Here is an 18,895-nt window from a genome sequence, read left to right on the forward strand (position 1 = left end):
AGGTTCTCATGGCGACTATGCAATGTGACGTTGTAAGTGTTAAAGAGTCTTTGTACTCAGGCACTGTAACTATGTTAATTGCTAAAGGTGCTGGTGGTGAGTTAGGTATTATGCCTGGCCATGCTCCACTAGTAACTTTACTTCAACCGGGCGCGATTCGCGTTCAGTTGGAGAATGGTACAGAAGAATTAATCTATGTATCTGGTGGTGTTCTTGAAGTTCAACCGCATGTTGTTACGGTTCTTGCAGATACTGCAGTCCGTGCAGAAAACTTAGATGAAGCTGCAATCGTTGAAGCACGTAAAAATGCTGAAACTTTGTTAGCAAATCAAAAGAGCGATTTGGACGCTGCTGCTGCTTTGGCTGCGCTTGCAGAAACAGCTGCACAGTTGGAAACCATCCGCAAAATCAAAAACCGCGCTCAATAAGAGACGGTTTGAGATTGAAAAACCACCCGAAAGGGTGGTTTTTTATATATATATCTATTTAGAATATGATTCATTTAACACTTTATTGAAAATCTGTTATAAATGTTTATTGTACAGGTTAGTTTAAATAGCTTCTCAAAAATGACAAATGTTTAATTATTAATAGTTAAAAATAAATTTTCTATATAGCAGTTAGGTTTAAGACATGATTAAAAAGTTTGTATTTACTATATCAATCCCTATTGTGCTATTTGGTTGTTCTGTCACTACGACCCCAAATGGAAAGCAGGTAGACATGTTACCGCTTATTTCAGATAAAAATAGATATTTAAATGTAGATGATAAAATTTGAGTAAAGCAGAGAAGCTTGAAAATTATTCAAATCAGCTATCTGAATTTTATGGTAAGCAAAATAGTGCATATATTAGAGTTCTACCACGTCCTTCATATCAAACAAATGATCGGTTTACCCCTATCCCATTCATGGTTTATGAAATTGACTCCAATCCAGTGAAAATATTCGAAAATACAATGTTTAATCCAAACAATGTTCGGATAACAGAATATGCTCAACATGATCTAAGAATTCCAATTGGAAAGCACGATTTAATTATTGTAAATGGGCTTGGGAATTCACGTTGGTTTACAAAGATAGATGAAGTAAATTTTGAAAAAGATAAGAAGTACGTTATTGGTGCAGATGTGAAAAAAGGGCAAAATGCTCAAATTTTTATAGCAGAATACGAAATAGATAATCGCTTTAAAGTCGTAGAACCCGAACACTTCATTATTAAAAAGAAAATTATCGAAAATATACCAATAGGGAATTTAAAAAGTGTCAAAGTTTATTAAAACTCCATTCACAGTCATTATGATTTCAATACTTGGTTTACAGGGATGTGTCAGAATGATGTATCCGACATCTGAGACGGAATTAATGAGCAAATCGATCAATGGAGGAGTAATTACCGATTTGGAGATAGATTATGTTCAAGCCTATGCGAATTTAAAGCTGGCGTATAAACAATGTGTTGAAATCAAAGATGTAAATGGTTCATTAACTGTGAATTCATATTTAGATCGCGATAAAAAGATGGGTACTTTTACGGGTAATTTGCCTTATGGGGCGCTTTTCTTTAAAACGACTTTAGAAGCTACGGGGGAGAATTCAACAAAAATGACTTATTATGCGACAAAAATGTCAGCTTTGAATCAAAAATTGTTTCATAAGCGCATTGAGCAAGATCGTATTAGAGCTTTGGGTCAGGATAATAAATGTAATAAAAATTAGATTTCCTTTGTGAGATGGGGATGTATGTAAACTCCCCATTCCCCACAATCTTTACCTTAAAAATCTGATCAAGCCCTTCATCTAAACTTGGCACTTCAAGCTTTTTATAAATCGTTCGAACTTCCATGTCAGGAATATTCGCTTTACCTTCAAGGTAGCTATTACGCTGTTAAGTACAATTTAAATCTGTTTCAAAATAATAAGTAACAACTTCAAAACTGCTTATTAAGAAGCTGAGTTTAAAACAGCACGTTCTACTTTGATCGATATTTTTGATTACAATCTTACTAGTCGAGGTGAGAGTAGGAGTGATGTACATCTACTTATAACTTTACCAAGCACTACGTAACGATTTGCACCAAACTGTAAACGATGCCCGAGTTGCATAAAAATAATGCTAAGTTGATTGATGTAAACAAAATTTTTGAGCACTTTGAGCTTATCTAAAGTTTGCACAGCTAACGCGCACTTCAATGAATACGTTTAAATCAATACATAGCATTGAACTGTAAATTTTTATTGGCATGAAGGGATGAATTATGAGTTATCAATCCATTAACCCATTTACCAATACTGTATACAAAGAATATCCATCACACCAACAACAAGATATTGATCGTGCTTTGGATTCAGCCGAATCTATTCTTAAATCAGATTGGGTAAAAAATGTAGATGAGCGCGTAAAAGTTTTACAATGTTTGGCAGCATTATTTAGAGAAAAAAAGAGTGAATTAGCCAAGCTCATTACTTTAGATATGGGTAAGCTCATTGAACAAACTGAAGGTGAAATCGAATCCTGTGCTCAAATTGCTGAGTACTATGCAAAAAATACTGAACAATTTCTGAAATCAGTCCCCTATAAAACTGAGTTAGGCGAAGCTTGGGTGGAGCATCATCCATTAGGTATTATCATGGCTGTCGAACCATGGAATTTCCCATTTTATCAATTGGTCCGTGTATTCGCACCAAACTGTGGTATTGGAAATCCTGTATTGGCCAAACATGCAGGTATCGTTCCACAATGTGCTGAAGCATTTGAAAAACTCGTATTAGAAGCAGGAGCACCTAAAGGTGTTTGGACCAACCTATTTATCAATACCGATCAAGTCGCAGATATTATTGCAGACAAACGTGTGCGCGGTGTTGCATTAACTGGTTCAGAAGGAGCAGGTAGCGCGGTCGCTGCGCAAGCAGGCAAACACATTAAAAAGTCTACGCTTGAATTGGGTGGGAATGATGTCTTTATTGTGTTGGATGATGCGGACTTAAATAAAGCGATTGAGATTGGTTGTAAAGCGCGTGTAAATAATACAGGGCAGGTGTGTACTGCAGCAAAACGATTTATTTTGCATAAAGACATCGCTGATCAGTTTAGAACGGGTTTGGTTGAAGCATTTAAAGCGCTGAAAATTGGCGACCCATTAGACCGTAGTACAACACTGGGACCACTCTCATCGGAAAGTGCGCTTAAAAACTTGATTAAACAAGTGGATAAAGCAGTTCAGCAGGGTGCATCATTGGTTATTGGTGGTAAAGCAATTGATCATGATGGTTATTTCTATGAGCCGACAATTTTAGAAAATATTAGTCGAGATAATGAGGCTTGGTACGAAGAATTCTTTGGGCCAGTTGCTCAGATTTATGTTGCGGAAAATGAGGATGAAATCGTTGAAATCGCCAATGACTCTAATTATGGTCTTGGAGGTGTCATTCACTCTCAAGACATAGAGCGTGCAAAAAAATTAGCTTCGAGAATTGAAACAGGAATGGTGTGGATCAATTGGTTAACGGATACTGCTCCAGAATTACCATTTGGTGGCGTAAAGAATTCTGGTTATGGTCATGAACTCGCAGATTTAGGTTTTCAGGAATTTGTACAAAAAAAATTAGTGGTGGTGAAACAATAAAGTCTTTGAAATAAAGTGATCTTCGGGTCGCTTTATTATTTGGAGTCTAATATTAAATGGTGGTATTCACCTGCGCCTTTTATCTTAATATGATGTATTTCATCAAACCCCTCTTGAAAATCAGGTACTTCTAACTTCTTATATGTTGCTCGAACACCGACTTCAGGAATATTGGCTTTACCGCTTCGTTGACCATTGCGTTCTAGCGTACTTTTCAAATCTGTTTCAAAGTAATATGAAATCACTTCAAAGCCTGCTGTTTTGGCACGTTGAATATAACGAGCGCGATCTGCTTTGGTTGGGTTGGTATTGTCGATCACCGTTTTGGTTTTAGAGGCTAGACATGCTTCAAAGATCATGTTTTCCCGATGGCGAGTTTTTAGCATGTCTAAGTTAATTCTTAAATGTGAATGCGCCAAATGTAAAAGATAGTAGCTTGATTTGCCTGAAGCTTGAACTCCAGTGAAGATGATCAGTTGCATGGTTCAATTACATTAAAAGTATAAAGCTGAATTAAATCACGGCTTAGACTTTGCTACAATTCAGGTATAAGTCTAATAAATCCAAATAAAATAATGTATCGTCAAAGTCTAATTATCGCGCTAAGCATATTCACCTTCAGTCAGCTCACCGCATGTCAAAATTATTATTTAAGTCAGCCCAATGAACCTACTGAAGCGGCCTTGGTAGCTAACTCATATAAAAATGGTTTAAGTGCTGAAATTGAGTTGGATTATCTCAGCGTATTTCAAAATCTGAGACAAGCATATCGTCGATGTATCGGTTTCACACGTGATGATGACCTAGTCTTTACTGAAAATAAGCTTGAAGAGCATATTGAAATGGCAACCCTATTTGCTCGAACAGAACGTGGTGAATACGTTCATAAGGCAACTGTAGAAAAGCTATCACCTACGTTGACAAGATTTACCTTGTATTTGCCTCAACGTTATCCTTTTCCCAATGCACGTTTTGAACAGGATATTAAACGAGCATTGGGCAAAGATGAATACTGTAATATTTAAACCTTGTTAAGCCCCATCTGAACTCATTTGTTCAGGATATTCCTTGCGTTTACCACCTTCATAGCTTGCAAAACGGGGTGTTTCACGTGAAAACGTTGGAGCATCACTTGGCCAAGGCCATTCACCAAAATGGGTCTCACGATATCGTTTGAATGCAACATCAAGTTCTTCTTTGCTGTTCAATACAAAAGGCCCTCGCATTGCAACTGGTGCACCAATAGGTTCACCTTCTAACCATAAGATTCTCGCTTCTTGATCACCTGCTTCAAGTTGAATTTCGGTATCAGCTTTAAGCTCTACAAGATGTTTAAATTGAATGGGTGAATCAGCAATATTTAAAGTTGAACCCTGATAAAAGTAAGCAAATCGAGTAGAGGTCGCGGTCGTGGCTGGAATTTCAAGGTGTGCGCCAGCTTCTAAAGTAATTAAGTATATATTCACTTTATTTTCTACTGCAGCTGCCCAAGAGTGTGGTGGGCGACTTAATGCATTTTGATTTTGATATTGTCCAGAAATAACTCGTACATCAATGCTGCGAGACTGGTGATCAGTCGCTTTCACATGTGGAATTTGTTCACGCCAAAACATTTTATAATCAGCAGGTTGTTTTTTTTGTTCTGGAGATGAGTTAAACCAAATTTGAAATAATTCAAAAGGATTCTCTCGATCCTGATGAATTAACGGGAACATTTCACAGTGTTCAACACCATTTCCCGTACTTAGCCATTGCACATCGCCTGCAGCATATCGTCCACCATTACCCAAGGAATCAAAATGATCGACATAACCTTGTTCCACTAAAGTAATGGTTTCAAAACCCGTGTGTGGATGTTCGGGAAAGCCGGGAACAACACTACCATAATACATATTGAATTCTTGATTGATTGCAGGATGAACTGGTCCCATTTCAGCATTCCCGGCAGGGTAGTGATCAATATGATGAGCAGTAAAGATGAAAGGATCTTTTAAATCTAAACGAAAAGTAATAGGAGTTATATGATAGATGGGTGAGGTAGACATGCCGACTCCATGATATTTGAATTATTTAAGATCCAAATTAAAGACAAATCACTCACTCCACCATCTCTATTTTGTGAGAATAATGTATATCAATCCTCGGCTTGATTATTTTCTGTAGGTGATCCGGACTGAGTCAAAAGCATACTGGCTAATGTCACCATTTCACCTTGGATATTACCCATTTGCTTTTCTAAAGCTGCAAAATCGATGTTGTTTAAATTCACTTGGCCGTTTAGTAATGGTGAAGCTAATACATTTTGATTTGCCGTTAAAATATTAGAACGAATCTGGGCAATTTCTTGGCTTTTTAGGTCAAGTCCTGTCAATGCCTCATTAAATCCTAGTAATTGAGATTTCAAACTTTGCACTGACTGATCAAACTTTTGTGGATCTTTATTATTTACAGCTTGTTCTAAATCAGATTGTAGCTGTTGAATTTGCTCAATATATCCACCTGCTTTCAGCTGTACATCTGCCACATCACGTACAATATAAAACATATTACCTGACTTTAAGTCAGCTGGATCAGTGACTTGGACAGGAGAAGATTCTTCAACATTAGCTGCTGTTGATTCCTTTTCTTGATCGGGTTGTGGTTGCGGTTGACAGCCTAGCATTACGAGACCGAAACCAAATAATGCAAAAGGGGTAATAATGCTTTGAAATACTTTCATTAATAAAACCAAATCGTTAATCACTTCATTTCAAGATACGATACAAATATGAGTTAAATCTGAATATTTGCAAAGCAATAACAAAAATTTTAATGTGAAAGAGTAACTTATGATTTTGACAGATTAATGAAGATATTTATTGAATTGAATAAGAAATAATCAAGTGACAAGATCGTCACTTGATCTTGATGAGATTATTTCGCCAGTTCAGCATTAATTGCATCAACAATACGCGCATCATCTGCAGTGATGTCTGGTGCAAAACGAGCAACGACTTCCCCTGTTTTTGAAACTAAGAATTTCTCAAAATTCCATAATACTTCAGGGGGATTATTAGGCGTTAAACCATAATCAACCAGATCTTTCCACCAAGGCCCCTCACCAATACGCTCTGGAATGGCATTTGTTAAAGTTTCATATAGCGGATGTTTATTCTCCCCAACCACTGGAATTTTCGCAAAAAGAGGGAAGTCCACTTGATAATTCACTGAACAAAATTGTTCAATCTCTTCATTGCTTCCTGGTTCTTGTTCAAGAAAGTCATTGGAAGGAAAACCAAGAATTTCGAATCCTTGTTGTTTTTTTTCACTATAGAGTTTTTGCAGACCTTCGTACTGTGGCGTAAGGCCGCATTTAGATGCTACATTCACGATCAATAATACTTTGCCTTCGTATTGTGATAAATCAACAGGCTGCCCCTGAATTGTATTTACTGGAATGTTATAAACTGAAGCCATTTCAATGTCCTAATCATAAAGTACTTAAAATATGTAGATTGAAAATACCATGGCATATAGATCTCACCAAGGTGTCTACAGTGAAAAAAAACAGGCCTGACGGCCTGCTTTATGAGTTAAGATTTTGTCCCGACTTGGTTTTTAAGATTCTGCATGTCCTGTAACAAGCTTTGTTGTAACTCAACAGCTTTCTTTTGTAGTTCAGTGATTTCATTCATATCAGGCTTTTCTTTAACACCTGCTTCTGCGAGGTCCAATCCAAGCTCATTCGATTCTTTCATTTTATCTCGAAGAGATGCACCTTCAGTACTTTTGAGCGCAAGTTTGTCGAGATCATCATTAAATTGATCCACATAGTTATCCATCTTCTCAACCACTGCGTCTAATTCAGCTTTATTATTGTTTTGCGCAGCTTGTGTCACTTCGTTTTGAAATGCCAAAGCCTCTTGAGCTTTTGTATTTGAAATTTGATCCAGTAAATCTAAGTCATGTTGAATATCTGCATTTACATTGGTACTTAATGTATTGCTTTGAACTGTTTCAGCGGCAGTAGGTGAGGATTGATCGTTAGACTTTTTATCACAAGCGGTTAGAAAAACAGCTGTAGTGCATAGTGATGCAATGAGAAGTTTTTTCATAATTTATCCTTTTTATATGCTCGGTTCAATGCACTCACATTCACGATGAAGCACATTAAAAAATATTCAGTTAACCCGTTGATGGGAAAATTCAAGCATTTACGATCTCATAGCTCACACACAGCTTCTAGTGTTGTTTTGTAGAGGAATCCCTGTAAAAAAGTGAAAAGTGTTTTAAAATAGAACAGCACTCTACTTAATTTTTTAAGTAAAAATCTCAGACTTAGATGGCTGTTCTGCAGTCATTAACAATGAAGGGGGAGTGTGTTTCATGGAATGAAAAAGTCTAAAAATTGATGAAAACTTGATCTTAACGATTAAATAAAAATTAGGATGAAAATATGACATTTGAAAAAAAGCATTTGCTCTGGGCTTTATCATTGCCAGTCATTGCTGTATTGATTTGGTCGTTGAATATAGCCATTACACGATATGTTGCAGAGTATATTTCACCTGTCAGTATTAGTTTTTATCGTTGGATTATTGCCTTTTTGATTTTAACACCCTTTATCCTGCCTAAAGTCATCAAACAGCGTACTTTGGTACGACAAAATATAGTGAAATTAGCAGTGCTGAGTGCATTTGGTATGGTGCTTTATCAGGGGTTAGCTTACACCGCAGCACATTACACGACTGCAACCAATATGGGCATAATTAATGCCTTTATTCCAATTTTCACCATTTTTGTTTCACTGATGATTTTAAAAGAGTTTCCAACTCGATTTGCAGTGGTGGGTAGTATTTTATCATTTATCGGGCTGATTTATGTCATCGGTCAGGGGCGTCTAGATACACTGATGCATCTGGGTGGGCATTGGGGCGACATGATTATGATCGTCGCGGTATTCTTCTATGCTTTTTATGGTGTATTTCTCAAAAAGTGGCAACTCGAGCTCCCTTTAATGATTAGTCTTTATATTCAGATTGGTTTTGCAGTGTTGTACCACTTACCATTCGTTGCCGTATTGGGGCTCGATGCAATTGATCTGGATAACGGCTTGAGTGTGTTATATGCGGGAATTTTCCCTTCGATTATTGCGCCGTTAGTATGGATGTTGGCTGTTCAACATTTAGGCCCAAATCGTACCAGCATCTTTATGAACTTAATGCCAATCTTTACCGCTATTATTGCTTATGTCTGGTTAAAAGAAGCATGGACGATTTATCACAGTTTAGGCGGAATCGTGATTTTGATAGGTATTGCTTTAGCACAGAAAAAACTTCATTCATAAAGGCTAAGAGTGTTTAAAAAACAGACAATCGATTTATTTTTTTATTATACTTAAAATCTATAAAAGCTTATTGATCTAAATTAACTATCATTAGGCTTTTTAAAAAGTAAAATTAATAATTAAAAATAGGTACTTAATTATATCAATTGAACTAATAATTAATCTTTATAAGAAAAATGATGATTTGAAACTCTAAGTCTTAGTAATTGTGTAATATTTTTTTTTGTAGCATAATATGCGTACTGCAGAGAAAGCGATAATACACTCTTTTTCTGTACAGATGAATTTCTGAACCCTCTGGATGTGATTAGCACATCCTTTTATATGCTCAGTCAATACCTTTATGACTGAGCTTTTTTTTGTCTTAAATAATAAGTTTTAAGTCTCAGCATATCATGCTTTTTAAGCACGAATGACATCACCAGTTTCTGCATCTAATATTCGGCTAGGTTCTTGGCTCAGGCCTAAATCTCCATTTAAATAATTTAATTCAGCACCAAAGTACTGATTGACTTCTTGCAATGAGCGAGCGGGGTCTAAACCAGCAGGATTTGCACTGGTTGAAACAATGAACCCATCAAATGCGTTACACAGTGCGATGCAAAGAGGATGGTTGGTGACTCGGATAGCAACCTTAGGATGTTTGCCTCGAATCCAAAGTGGTATTTGCTCATCAGCTGGGAGAAGCCATGTGGTGGCGCGATCTTGATAAGATGTTTGTGACCAACTTTCAATCACCGCATCACGGCGGTCTTGAGGAAGCTTTGATAATAAATGTTCAACCTGACTGACTTGACCAGCCAGTAAGATCACTCCTTTTTCGATAGGGCGTTGTTTTAATTTTAAAATTTGTTTAAAAGCATTTTCATTATAAGGGTCGCAACCTAAGCCCCATACTGCTTCTGTAGGATAAGCCAAAACTTGACCTTGTTTTAGACATAGAGCAGCCTCAGCAACTGAGGTTGTTAACATAATCGTTCACCATTCTCTTGATTGAAAAGACTATTGTGAACCTTAATTTTAATTACGGCAACGTAGGTATAACCCAGATTGTTGAATACAGCGTCCTAAAAGTTCTAACTCCATCAAGTGACTGGTGAGTGTCGCTGTGTCTAAATCAAGGGTAGCTGCAATTTGATCGAGATCGCGTCCAACCCAATCTAATTGTTGAAATACAGCTAACAAATGTATAGGAATCGAATGCTCATCATCCTCATGCTTCTCTAGCTTTGGATGGTCTACTGAATGAACTATTTCGTCTTTTGGGAACTCATTAGGATTGTTTTTTCGTAACAGAGATGCTTGTTGATGCTGCCATTGAGTCGGCAGGGCTAAATCTTCAATGATCTGATCAGGATGATCAACTAAGATGGCACCTTCACGAATCAACTGATGGCAACCTTGATGAAATTCACTATAAATATGACCTGGAATCGCAAAGGTCGTTTTACCTTGATTTGCAGCAGCTTGGGCCGTAATTAATGAACCACTGCCCAATTGAGCTTCCGCTACCAATATCCCTAAACTTAAGCCACTTACAATTCTATTTCTGCGTGGAAAATTATGCTGAAGCGGTTTTGTCCCGGGTAAAAACTCAGAAATGATGGTCCCGTTCTGCTTCAAGATTTGATCATGTAATGGGCGATTTTGTGATGGGTAAATTAAATCTAACCCTGTGCCGATAACGGCGATTGTTCTGCCATGTTGCAAAGCACCCTGATGGGCTGCTTCATCAATGCCTTGTGCTAGGCCACTCGTGATATAAAAACCTTGATCACTCAGATAATACGCAAAATCATATGCGACTTGTTTGCCATGTGGACTTGGTTTACGGCTTCCAACAATGGCAATTTGTGCTTCAGATAAATGTTGTGCTTTACCTTTCCCAAATAAAATTGGGGGGCGGTCATGATAGGGCAACAATTGCTGAGGATAGTCTGGATCTTGCTCAGTGAGCATAAAATCAGAATGTTGATGAATTTGATGCAGAATTCGCTCAAATTCTTGTTGCTGTTGATCAGAGAAAAATTGAGATGCACGCTCGATATGGTTTTTATGTAAGTTGAGCTGATGCCATTGATTTAGATGATTTTTCTGTACAGCATCTTGAGCTGAACCAAAATGCTGAACAAGTTTTTGATAAGCACTGAGTGAATGTTGAACGAGGTACCAGAGTTTAATATAAGCCAACTGATGGTCGTTAATCTCGTTCAACATATCCGCACCTAATTTTAATTTTCAACCATTGGTGATGGTTCTAATACAGCACCTACTTTAATTGGAAGTGCGCTGTCTAGCACGTAAGCGTAACTTAATTGATCGAAAGTTTTAAAAATCATTAAATTGCCCACACGCTGATTAGGCAGTTGAATATTTTCTTTGGTCTTCGGGTCTTTAACCACTTCGCCTTGTTGGAAAATACTTAACACGTGACCATTTTTTGCGCCGTGAACGCTTCCGCGGTTAATGGTGACAACACTATGTTGAGCTGCTGTACCAATAGAACCCATAACACGAATCACTTGACCGCCTGGCTGAATATCCGTTGTTGCCGTTGGATAGAAGAGGCTTGGTAATTCATTTTGAAATTTAGGTAAAACGTAATCACCGCGACGAACTTCGGCATTAAAACTTTGTTTAAGTTCTAAGGTTGAAATTTCATTTTCGTTGGCAACAGCGACTGCAGTAGCTACCTCAATCAGTTCAAGTGCACCTGTGTATTTTTTCCCTTTTTCATCTAAGAAAACATACGGTTCAGCTTCACGATAAACACCGTAGCTTTGTCCAGGGTTAATCCCTTGACCACGTGCATAAACTGTTTGACCTTCCCCAGCAACGATACGACGATCTGCCGAACCGAGAATATAAGGTGTGCTTTGCAAAGCATCAGGCGCAACGATAATACTTCTTTCTAGCCAAGGTTGAATATCATCCAAGGGAATAATTGGAATGGTATTCCCTAAGCTTTCTACACGTACTTGAGGTTTTAGATTGATAGCACCAAGATGACGACGAATAACGCCTTCACAACCGTCACCTTCATCTTTACCAATCAGTGGACGCCCATCTAATGTACAGAGTAGTAAGCGATCACCCGGGTAGATCCAGTGTGGATTTTTGACATGTTTATTGGATGCCCAAATTTCTTTCCAACGCCAAGGTGAGCGCAAAAATTTACCTGAAATATCCCACAAAGTGTCGCCTTTTTTGACCACATAAACGTGAGGAGCACCGGCCTTAATCGATGGTGGGCTTACATTTGGACTGGCTTGTGTCATTTGCGCGGTAAACAAGCCCGCACTAATGCAAATTGCAAGTGAAAGGCAGTGTTTCTTTAACCCCAGAGCATGTGAAAAAGCCATGCCATTGAAAACCTTTTTCATTATCATAATTCCTAAAATTATGTATCTATTTGCGCTATAATACGCATATTACACGTATTATTTGATGAAGCATTAACTTCATTTAATTTTTAAGATCAATGGCATAGCCGGTGAGGAGCAGCATGGCCTTATTACCAATTTTAAGTTTTCCTGATCCCCGTTTGCGTACTATTGCCAAACCTGTAGAGGAAGTGACGGATGAAATTCGTCAACTTGCTGCAGACATGTTTGAAACCATGTATGAAGCACCAGGTATTGGTCTAGCTGCAACCCAAGTTGATCATCATATTCAGCTTATCGTCATGGACTTGTCTGAAGATAAAAATCAGCCGATGGTTTTTATTAATCCTAAAGTCACCCCATTAACTGAAGATACCCAACCTTATGAAGAGGGTTGTCTATCAGTTCCACAAATATACGATAAAGTTGAGCGTCCGTCACGCGTCAAAATTGACGCAATTAACTTAGAAGGGCAAGCTTTTGAATTAGAAGCTGATGGTCTTTTGGCAGTATGTATCCAGCACGAAATGGATCATCTGAACGGAAAATTATTTGTTGATTATTTATCTCCTTTAAAACGCCAAAGAGCGCGTGAAAAGGTAGAAAAAGTCGTTCGTCAGCGTCAAAAAGAAAAAGTTGCTGTAAAGCGTTAATTTTCTAAGAACTTTAAATATATTGATAAAGCCCAATTTCGATTGGGCTTTGTTATAATTGCTCAAATTTTATTTGGAATGACAATTTGTTCCGCAATGGGTTGCTGCTGAGTTTCGCAGCAGTATTATTACAGATCGCTGTTTTTCTTCAGCCTTTGCTTCCAGCGCAATATCAAATTGCGCCGGTCTGCGAAACGATCACCCGTGCCTTATTCGAACAGCCTAATCATTCTAGTATTACAACGCTCGTTCATCATGCTCATCATGTTTCCACTTCACATGCGTTACATGAACATCATGAGTCTAAGCGCTATGTTGAATCCTCGCATAGTGGGCACGATCATCATGACCCAAACCATCAATGCCAATACTGTACTGTATTTGGTAATTTGATTTTGCCACCTGAGCTGAACGTGAAAGAAGTTTTTGTACGTTTGAATATACGTTTGATCGCATTCCAAAAAGCGTTCAAACATATTTATTTCGACTTACAGCGTTTATTCCTTTTACCTCAAGGTCGGGCACCACCACTCTTTTCTTAAATATTGTCTTTATTTTTAGGGTCTTGAATGACTCTAGCATTGTCATATTTAAATTTTGAGTGAATATATCATGGCTCAGCCAAAATTCTATTTACAGCCACTAGCGGCTGCGATTTCTATTGCCTTTATTTCGCAAACTTCATTTGCTGAAGTCCAATCTACAACTTTAAATCCAACACCTGATACACGCACGACGAACTTAGCGCCAATTGTTGCTACAGCTCTACAAGGTAATGATGCTAATGGCTTGATTGTACGTGCAAACCCGAAGCAACCCATTCAGCCTATTCCTGCGTCGGATGGCGCAGATTACTTACAAAGTATTGTAGGGTTTAGCAGCGTAAATAGTGGTGCAGGTACGAACGGTGATGTGACCTTTCGTGGAATGTTTGGATCACGAATCAAAATTCTAACAGATGGAACTGAAAATTTAGGCGCATGCCCGAGTCGTATGGATTCACCGACTTCGTATATCTCACCTGAGAGCTATGATCGAATCTCGGTGATTAAAGGTCCCCAAACTGTCCAGTACGCCAACACAGGTTCAGCAGCAACAGTGATTTTCGAGCGACGCCCAGAACAATTGAATGATGAAAAAAATTATCGAGGTCAGGCAAGTGTATTAATGGGCTCTTTTGGGCGTTTAGACCAAAATATTGAGGCAGCGGTAGGAGATGAACAAAAATATATTCGAATCAATAGCAACCGATCAGTCTCAAATAGTTATCAAGATGGTAATGGGGCGACCGTACCATCAGATTGGAAACGATGGAATGCAGATTTAGCATTGGGCTGGACACCTAATGCAGATACATGGATCGAGTTAACTGGCGGTAAGGCTGATGGTGAGGCTGTATATGCTGGGCGAGATATGGATGGTTCTAAATTTGCCCGCGAGAGCTTGGGATTAAGATTTGAGAAAAAGAATCTCTCAGAGGTAGTTAAAAAAGTTGAGGCGCAAGTCAATTACAACTTTAATGATCATGTGATGGATAATTTTAGTTTGCGTGATGTTGATGGCGCGGATCGCGCTATGAATGTGACACGTCGTACTTTGAATGCACGTTTAGCCACAACGATGGAGTGGGATAAAGCAATATTCATTACGGGTGTTGATACTCAGAATAATCAACATGCTGGTGGAATGTATCATTCAAGCATGCCAATGATGAATACTCCACTGACAGAGGATATGAAGTTTCAATCTTATGGTGGGTTCACTGAATTATCATATCCATTGAATGATCATAATAAGTTGGTCACAGGTGTTCGGGTTGATCAAGTTAAGATTAAAAACTTAAAAATGGTTCAAGAACGTCAGGAAACATTACCAAGTGGTTTTATACGGTTTGAAAATCAGCATCCAGAGCATGATGCTAAAATCTATGTTGGTCTAGGCTATGTAGAGCGCGTACCAGATTATTGGGAGTTGTTTAAGACAGATTATCAAGGCAATGCTGTTGCTACCTTCAAGGATTTAGAAACAGAAAAAACCTTACAATTGGATGTTGGATACCAACATAATCACGGGGCATTCAGTTCATGGGCATCAGCTTATGCTGGTTTGATCGATGATTTCATATTATTGAATTATGACCCAGCAAAAATGACTGGTCATGGTAAAAATGCTGCTGATTCTAGAAATGTCGATGCGACAATCGCAGGGGCAGAAGCTGGTGTAGGTTATCAATTTACCGATGCTGTTCAGGCGGATCTTAGTGCGATGTATGCTTGGGGAAAAAACACAACTGATCATCAACCTTTACCTCAAATATCTCCGTTGGAAGCACGTGTAAATTTAAGATATGTGCAAGAGCGTTTTAACTTAGGTTTATTGTGGCGTGTGGTAGATGGGCAGGATCGTGTCAGTATTAATCAAGGTAATATTGTAGGTAAGGACTTTAAAACGAGTTCAGGTTTCTCGACGCTGTCTTTAAATGGCACTTATCAAATTCATCAAGGTGTCGATTTGAGTATTGGAATTGATAATGTTCTGGATAAAGTTTATACGGAACACTTAAATAAAGCAGGTAGTGCTGGATTTGGTTTTGCACAGAATGAGCAATTTAATAATATAGGACGTAATTATTGGGCGCGTGTGAGTATGAAGTTCTAGTCATATTCAGTTTATTTGACGTATTAAGCCTAACACCCATTTAGATCGCCGTCTGAATGGGTGTTTTCTTTAAAATTGTCAGACATAAAATATGAATGTCCTTAAATGATATTGTGATGAGGTTATCATTATTTTAAAAATAATAAAAAAGATGTAATGGATAATAAAATGACAACAATGAGTCAAGTTCATCAACTACATGGTCGTAAAGTAAAATTTGATTTCAATCATATTCCAAAGCATTGGATTGAAAATGACCCTGTTTCCACCCATATGTTGAATACAGCACATATGATTTTACCTGCGGGTGAGTTTTGGTTTTGCCGTGTATTTAATAAAGCTTTACCGTTCGTCAAAGACGAACAATTAAAAGCTGACGTGAAAGGTTTTATTCAGCAAGAAGCGATTCATGGTCGTACTCATCAACATGCACAAGTTTATTTTGATCAACATGGATTAGATGTAAAGCCGTTCATTCAACGCATGCATTATCTTTTTGAAATACTTTTGGGAGAAAATCCAGTAGGTATCAAAATGATGAAAAAAGTGGTTGGTGAAAAACGTTGGTTAATCTTCCGACTGGGTGTGATTGCAGCCATTGAGCACTATACTGGTGTGGCAGGGCAGTGGAGCTTGGACAATACTTCATTGGATAAAGCCGATCCAATCATGGCTGATCTATTCCGTTGGCATCTTGCTGAAGAAGTTGAACATCGTACGGTTGCGTATGATTTGTTTAAACATATGTTTGAATCAGAGTTTAATTTCCAAATTTCAAAAAATGCTTTGATGACCTTTATCTTCCCTATTATGGCAGCGGTTTGGGTTGAAGGCGGAAAAACAATTTTGAAACAAGATAAAGATGCAGGTAAGTTTAGACATATGGGTACTTTAAGACTCATTATGCAAATGGAAAAAATTAGTCGTAAGACCGATCATATTCCTACCTTCAGTCATTTAACTTTAGCTACTATCCGTTGGTTTAGTCCAAAGTTTCATCCTGTGCAAGAAGGTAATACTCAACAAGCTTTGGATTATCTAGCACGCTCTCCATCAGCACTTCGAGCTGAGCAAGAGGCAACATTAAAAATGGCTTAAAAATATACATTCAAAAAACCGAGTCTTAGCTCGGTTTTTTATTTATTGATGCATACTTGCCAGCTGTTTTCCTGCATTTTGATATAAATCGAGAGCTTGTTCTTGTTGTGATCGCCCTTTACGCTGTAAATAAAGATCAAGCTTTGGTATTTTTTTTGCGCCAGCATAAATCACAGTATTTTTAGTCAGTAGATACAGTGGATACCACGGCAGTATTCGAGGCTTAAGCCCTAAATTTTTCATTTTTTTACGGCCCATAAAGATTTGGGTAACATCTAAGTGATTCTGGTAGGCTTTCTTCTGCATGAAACGTTTAAAATGTTTATATTCGCGTTCAAATGGTTCTTTGGATAGGCTTACTGCAAGCTGACGACTACTTTCATCCACTTGAGGATGAGCATAATTCATCCATTGCAATAATTTCCAGCCTTCAGACTCTTTATCAATCAGCCAGTGTTCGTCAACACCCATTAACCAGCCCGTATATTTCCAAAAATGCATAATCGCATCGACTTCACTTTTAGTTGGAAAAATACCGATTGCTCGAATACCTAAAAGCATTACACCGCTGAAAGCAATATTTGTCATTGCCTGATCATATTGGTTAATCGGCATTCCCCAAATATCCCAGTCCCAATCTTTAGATTTTTTTAGATGGTAGCGAACTAAAGAATGGATGAAACGCACAAAAATTGTTGAAGTAAAGCCATCATTAAAGCGTTGAAATCCGTTCGGCTTAGTAACATCTAGCCACCATTTATGCGTTTCTGCTAAGCGCTTGCCTGCATATTTGCTTAGAGCACCTGTTAAAATTAAAGGTTGATTAAAGCCAGGGTATTGATATCCAGTCATTAGCGCGAGATCACGCATAATAAAAGTGACATTTGCGCCTAAACGATGTGTGAATTGAATTGCACGATCAATTTTTTCTTGATCGAACCAAACAGGCTGTTGTTCCACGAGATCAAAGAATGCTTTGATTTCAGGGACTGGTTTGGGAAGAGCATCTAAGCCTTGATATAAGGCTGTTTCAAAAAGCTTTCGATTTTCGCGTGGATTGGTCATCACCCAATCCATTAAGCGATCCATCGGCACATCGCCCGTATGTAAACTTTCATTTAACTCTAAATATTCAGCATAAGTTGGAATGAAGTTTTGATCAGTCATTTTATGTAGAAGCTTGGACAATAGATCGCTGCGCTTCATTCGCTCATATGAAGCCATACGTTTTGGAATGCTAAAATTTGACATGGTGTAATTAATCTGGTTATTGTTTGATCAAAGATTAATATGAATATTTATTCGCATTCAATTCGCATTATTAGAATGGCAGCTATGAGAAAAAGACCCCAACAACAAAGAGCAAAGATGGTAGTCGATAGTATTTTGGAAGCGACTCTGATATGCATTTCTGAAATGGGCCTAGATCAAGTCACTACGCCAAAAATATCTGAAAAATCAGGGGTGAGCGTAGGCTCTATCTATCAATATTTCGAAAATAAAGATCAGATAATTTTAGAATTGTTACGCCGTAAGAGTGAAAACTTAGGTTTGTCACTTAAAGCGCTGGCGATGAATCAAGAAGAAATGGATTTAAAAACCTTAGTCGATGTTAGTCTTCAATTCGGATTTGATGTAATGAGAGAAGATAATGGTTTCTTCTTTGAAGTCCTGAAACATTGGCATGGCTACAACAATTCCGAAGCAGCAAAGGTTTTAGAAAAACATTTTTTTGAAGTTGGTTTATATGTATTTAATCGTTTCTATCGTCATTGGGACTTCGAAACACTTAAGCATAAATCTTTTGTAATTATTAATAGTACCTTGTTCACAATGATGAGGTTTGTAAGCAACAATGATTTTCTTATTTCAGAACAACAGCTTAAAAGAGAACTAAGTGCAATGATTTTGTCTTATTTAGACAGTGATAAGAGTTAAAAGCTCATACAAATAAAAATTATATATAAAAAACATATAGTTAATGTTTATTTGGTTTATTAACTATACAAACAAATAGAAAAGATTGAAAAAGTAGTTGCGTAAGAAAATAAATAGCCTATAATGCACATCCATCGGCGGTGATGTTGATTAAAACTTGTTGAAAAACAAGGGTTTAGCTGAATAGGTTGGATCTAAGTTTTGAGAATGAGT

Annotated in this window: 19 protein-coding genes and 1 pseudogene; 11 read left to right on the forward strand and 9 right to left on the reverse strand. The window is 37.7% G+C overall.

Going from position 1 to position 18,895, the window contains the following annotated elements:
• Positions 1 to 8: 8 nt before the first annotated feature.
• The 4 genes from AC1M9J_RS12010 to AC1M9J_RS12025 all read left to right on the forward strand — a co-directional run bounded on the left by AC1M9J_RS12010 (position 9) and on the right by AC1M9J_RS12025 (position 3,626).
• Positions 9 to 428 carry a F0F1 ATP synthase subunit epsilon gene (locus AC1M9J_RS12010; RefSeq protein WP_035268205.1) on the forward strand — a complete coding sequence of 140 codons (420 nt, stop codon included), beginning with the start codon at positions 9 to 11 and terminating at the stop codon, positions 426 to 428.
• Between the two features lie 348 nt (positions 429 to 776).
• The gene (locus AC1M9J_RS12015; protein ID WP_481952382.1) at positions 777 to 1,280 is read left to right on the forward strand and encodes a hypothetical protein; all 504 of its coding nucleotides are present in this window, start codon (positions 777 to 779) and stop codon (positions 1,278 to 1,280) included.
• Between the two features lie 55 nt (positions 1,281 to 1,335).
• Positions 1,336 to 1,719 (forward strand): hypothetical protein, encoded by a 384-nt coding sequence (locus AC1M9J_RS12020; protein WP_481587707.1) that lies wholly within the window; start codon positions 1,336 to 1,338, stop codon positions 1,717 to 1,719.
• Positions 1,720 to 2,258: 539 nt separating this feature from the next.
• Positions 2,259 to 3,626, forward strand: coding sequence for an NAD-dependent succinate-semialdehyde dehydrogenase (locus AC1M9J_RS12025; RefSeq protein WP_481952383.1), 1,368 nt, complete (start codon positions 2,259 to 2,261; stop codon positions 3,624 to 3,626).
• Positions 3,627 to 3,661: 35 nt separating this feature from the next.
• Here the strand turns inward: AC1M9J_RS12025 and AC1M9J_RS12030 are convergent, their stop codons facing one another.
• The gene (locus AC1M9J_RS12030) at positions 3,662 to 4,108 is read right to left on the reverse strand and encodes an AAA family ATPase (RefSeq protein WP_481952384.1); all 447 of its coding nucleotides are present in this window, start codon (positions 4,106 to 4,108) and stop codon (positions 3,662 to 3,664) included.
• A 93-nt stretch (positions 4,109 to 4,201) separates the two neighbouring features.
• Here AC1M9J_RS12030 and AC1M9J_RS12035 point away from each other — a divergent pair, with 93 nt between their 5' ends.
• Positions 4,202 to 4,651, forward strand: a complete 450-nt coding sequence (locus tag AC1M9J_RS12035) for a hypothetical protein (protein ID WP_481587704.1) — start codon at positions 4,202 to 4,204, stop codon at positions 4,649 to 4,651.
• 6 nt (positions 4,652 to 4,657) lie between these two features.
• On the opposite strand, the gene AC1M9J_RS12040 is transcribed toward AC1M9J_RS12035, so the two are convergent.
• The 4 genes from AC1M9J_RS12040 to AC1M9J_RS12055 form a co-directional block, all read right to left on the reverse strand.
• Positions 4,658 to 5,671 (reverse strand): pirin family protein, encoded by a 1,014-nt coding sequence (locus tag AC1M9J_RS12040; RefSeq protein ID WP_481952385.1) that lies wholly within the window; start codon positions 5,669 to 5,671, stop codon positions 4,658 to 4,660.
• 89 nt (positions 5,672 to 5,760) lie between these two features.
• Complete coding sequence (locus AC1M9J_RS12045; RefSeq protein ID WP_481952386.1) at positions 5,761 to 6,345, reverse strand: hypothetical protein; 585 nt, start codon at positions 6,343 to 6,345, stop codon at positions 5,761 to 5,763.
• A 194-nt stretch (positions 6,346 to 6,539) separates the two neighbouring features.
• Entirely contained in the window at positions 6,540 to 7,082 is a 543-nt protein-coding gene (locus AC1M9J_RS12050) for a glutathione peroxidase (protein WP_481590704.1), read from the reverse strand.
• 116 nt (positions 7,083 to 7,198) lie between these two features.
• Positions 7,199 to 7,720 carry a hypothetical protein gene (locus AC1M9J_RS12055; protein WP_092767874.1) on the reverse strand — a complete coding sequence of 174 codons (522 nt, stop codon included), beginning with the start codon at positions 7,718 to 7,720 and terminating at the stop codon, positions 7,199 to 7,201.
• A gap of 341 nt (positions 7,721 to 8,061) precedes the next feature.
• Between AC1M9J_RS12055 and AC1M9J_RS12060 the strand changes: the two genes are divergently transcribed.
• Positions 8,062 to 8,952, forward strand: coding sequence for a DMT family transporter (locus AC1M9J_RS12060; RefSeq protein WP_481597763.1), 891 nt, complete (start codon positions 8,062 to 8,064; stop codon positions 8,950 to 8,952).
• A 402-nt stretch (positions 8,953 to 9,354) separates the two neighbouring features.
• Here the strand turns inward: AC1M9J_RS12060 and tsaC are convergent, their stop codons facing one another.
• Genes tsaC through AC1M9J_RS12075 form a run of 3 tightly spaced genes read right to left on the reverse strand, consistent with a single transcriptional unit; the run spans position 9,355 to position 12,335 of the window.
• On the reverse strand, positions 9,355 to 9,924 hold the full coding sequence (gene tsaC / locus AC1M9J_RS12065; protein WP_481952387.1) for an L-threonylcarbamoyladenylate synthase type 1 TsaC: 570 nt from the start codon (positions 9,922 to 9,924) through the stop codon (positions 9,355 to 9,357).
• A gap of 48 nt (positions 9,925 to 9,972) precedes the next feature.
• Entirely contained in the window at positions 9,973 to 11,169 is a 1,197-nt protein-coding gene (dprA, locus tag AC1M9J_RS12070; protein WP_481952388.1) for a DNA-processing protein DprA, read from the reverse strand.
• A gap of 14 nt (positions 11,170 to 11,183) precedes the next feature.
• On the reverse strand, positions 11,184 to 12,335 hold the full coding sequence (locus AC1M9J_RS12075) for a LysM peptidoglycan-binding domain-containing protein (protein ID WP_481592439.1): 1,152 nt from the start codon (positions 12,333 to 12,335) through the stop codon (positions 11,184 to 11,186).
• Positions 12,336 to 12,457: 122 nt separating this feature from the next.
• On the opposite strand from AC1M9J_RS12075, the gene def reads away from it, so the two are divergent.
• From def to AC1M9J_RS12095, 4 genes and pseudogenes are all read left to right on the forward strand, one after another.
• On the forward strand, positions 12,458 to 12,988 hold the full coding sequence (gene def, locus AC1M9J_RS12080; protein WP_035268228.1) for a peptide deformylase: 531 nt from the start codon (positions 12,458 to 12,460) through the stop codon (positions 12,986 to 12,988).
• Between the two features lie 335 nt (positions 12,989 to 13,323).
• Positions 13,324 to 13,530 (forward strand): annotated as a pseudogene (locus AC1M9J_RS12085) (DUF2946 domain-containing protein); the annotation flags it as partial.
• Positions 13,531 to 13,600: 70 nt separating this feature from the next.
• The gene (locus AC1M9J_RS12090; RefSeq protein ID WP_481952389.1) at positions 13,601 to 15,646 is read left to right on the forward strand and encodes a TonB-dependent copper receptor; all 2,046 of its coding nucleotides are present in this window, start codon (positions 13,601 to 13,603) and stop codon (positions 15,644 to 15,646) included.
• A 168-nt stretch (positions 15,647 to 15,814) separates the two neighbouring features.
• Complete coding sequence (locus tag AC1M9J_RS12095; protein ID WP_092768017.1) at positions 15,815 to 16,744, forward strand: metal-dependent hydrolase; 930 nt, start codon at positions 15,815 to 15,817, stop codon at positions 16,742 to 16,744.
• 42 nt (positions 16,745 to 16,786) lie between these two features.
• On the opposite strand, the gene AC1M9J_RS12100 is transcribed toward AC1M9J_RS12095, so the two are convergent.
• On the reverse strand, positions 16,787 to 17,995 hold the full coding sequence (locus AC1M9J_RS12100; protein WP_481587696.1) for an oxygenase MpaB family protein: 1,209 nt from the start codon (positions 17,993 to 17,995) through the stop codon (positions 16,787 to 16,789).
• A gap of 84 nt (positions 17,996 to 18,079) precedes the next feature.
• On the opposite strand from AC1M9J_RS12100, the gene AC1M9J_RS12105 reads away from it, so the two are divergent.
• Positions 18,080 to 18,682: a TetR/AcrR family transcriptional regulator gene (locus AC1M9J_RS12105; RefSeq protein WP_481952392.1), complete on the forward strand. Its 603-nt coding sequence runs from the start codon at positions 18,080 to 18,082 to the stop codon at positions 18,680 to 18,682.
• Positions 18,683 to 18,895: the final 213 nt, after the last annotated feature.

It is taken from the genome of Acinetobacter sp. ANC_7588 (assembly GCF_056783995.1).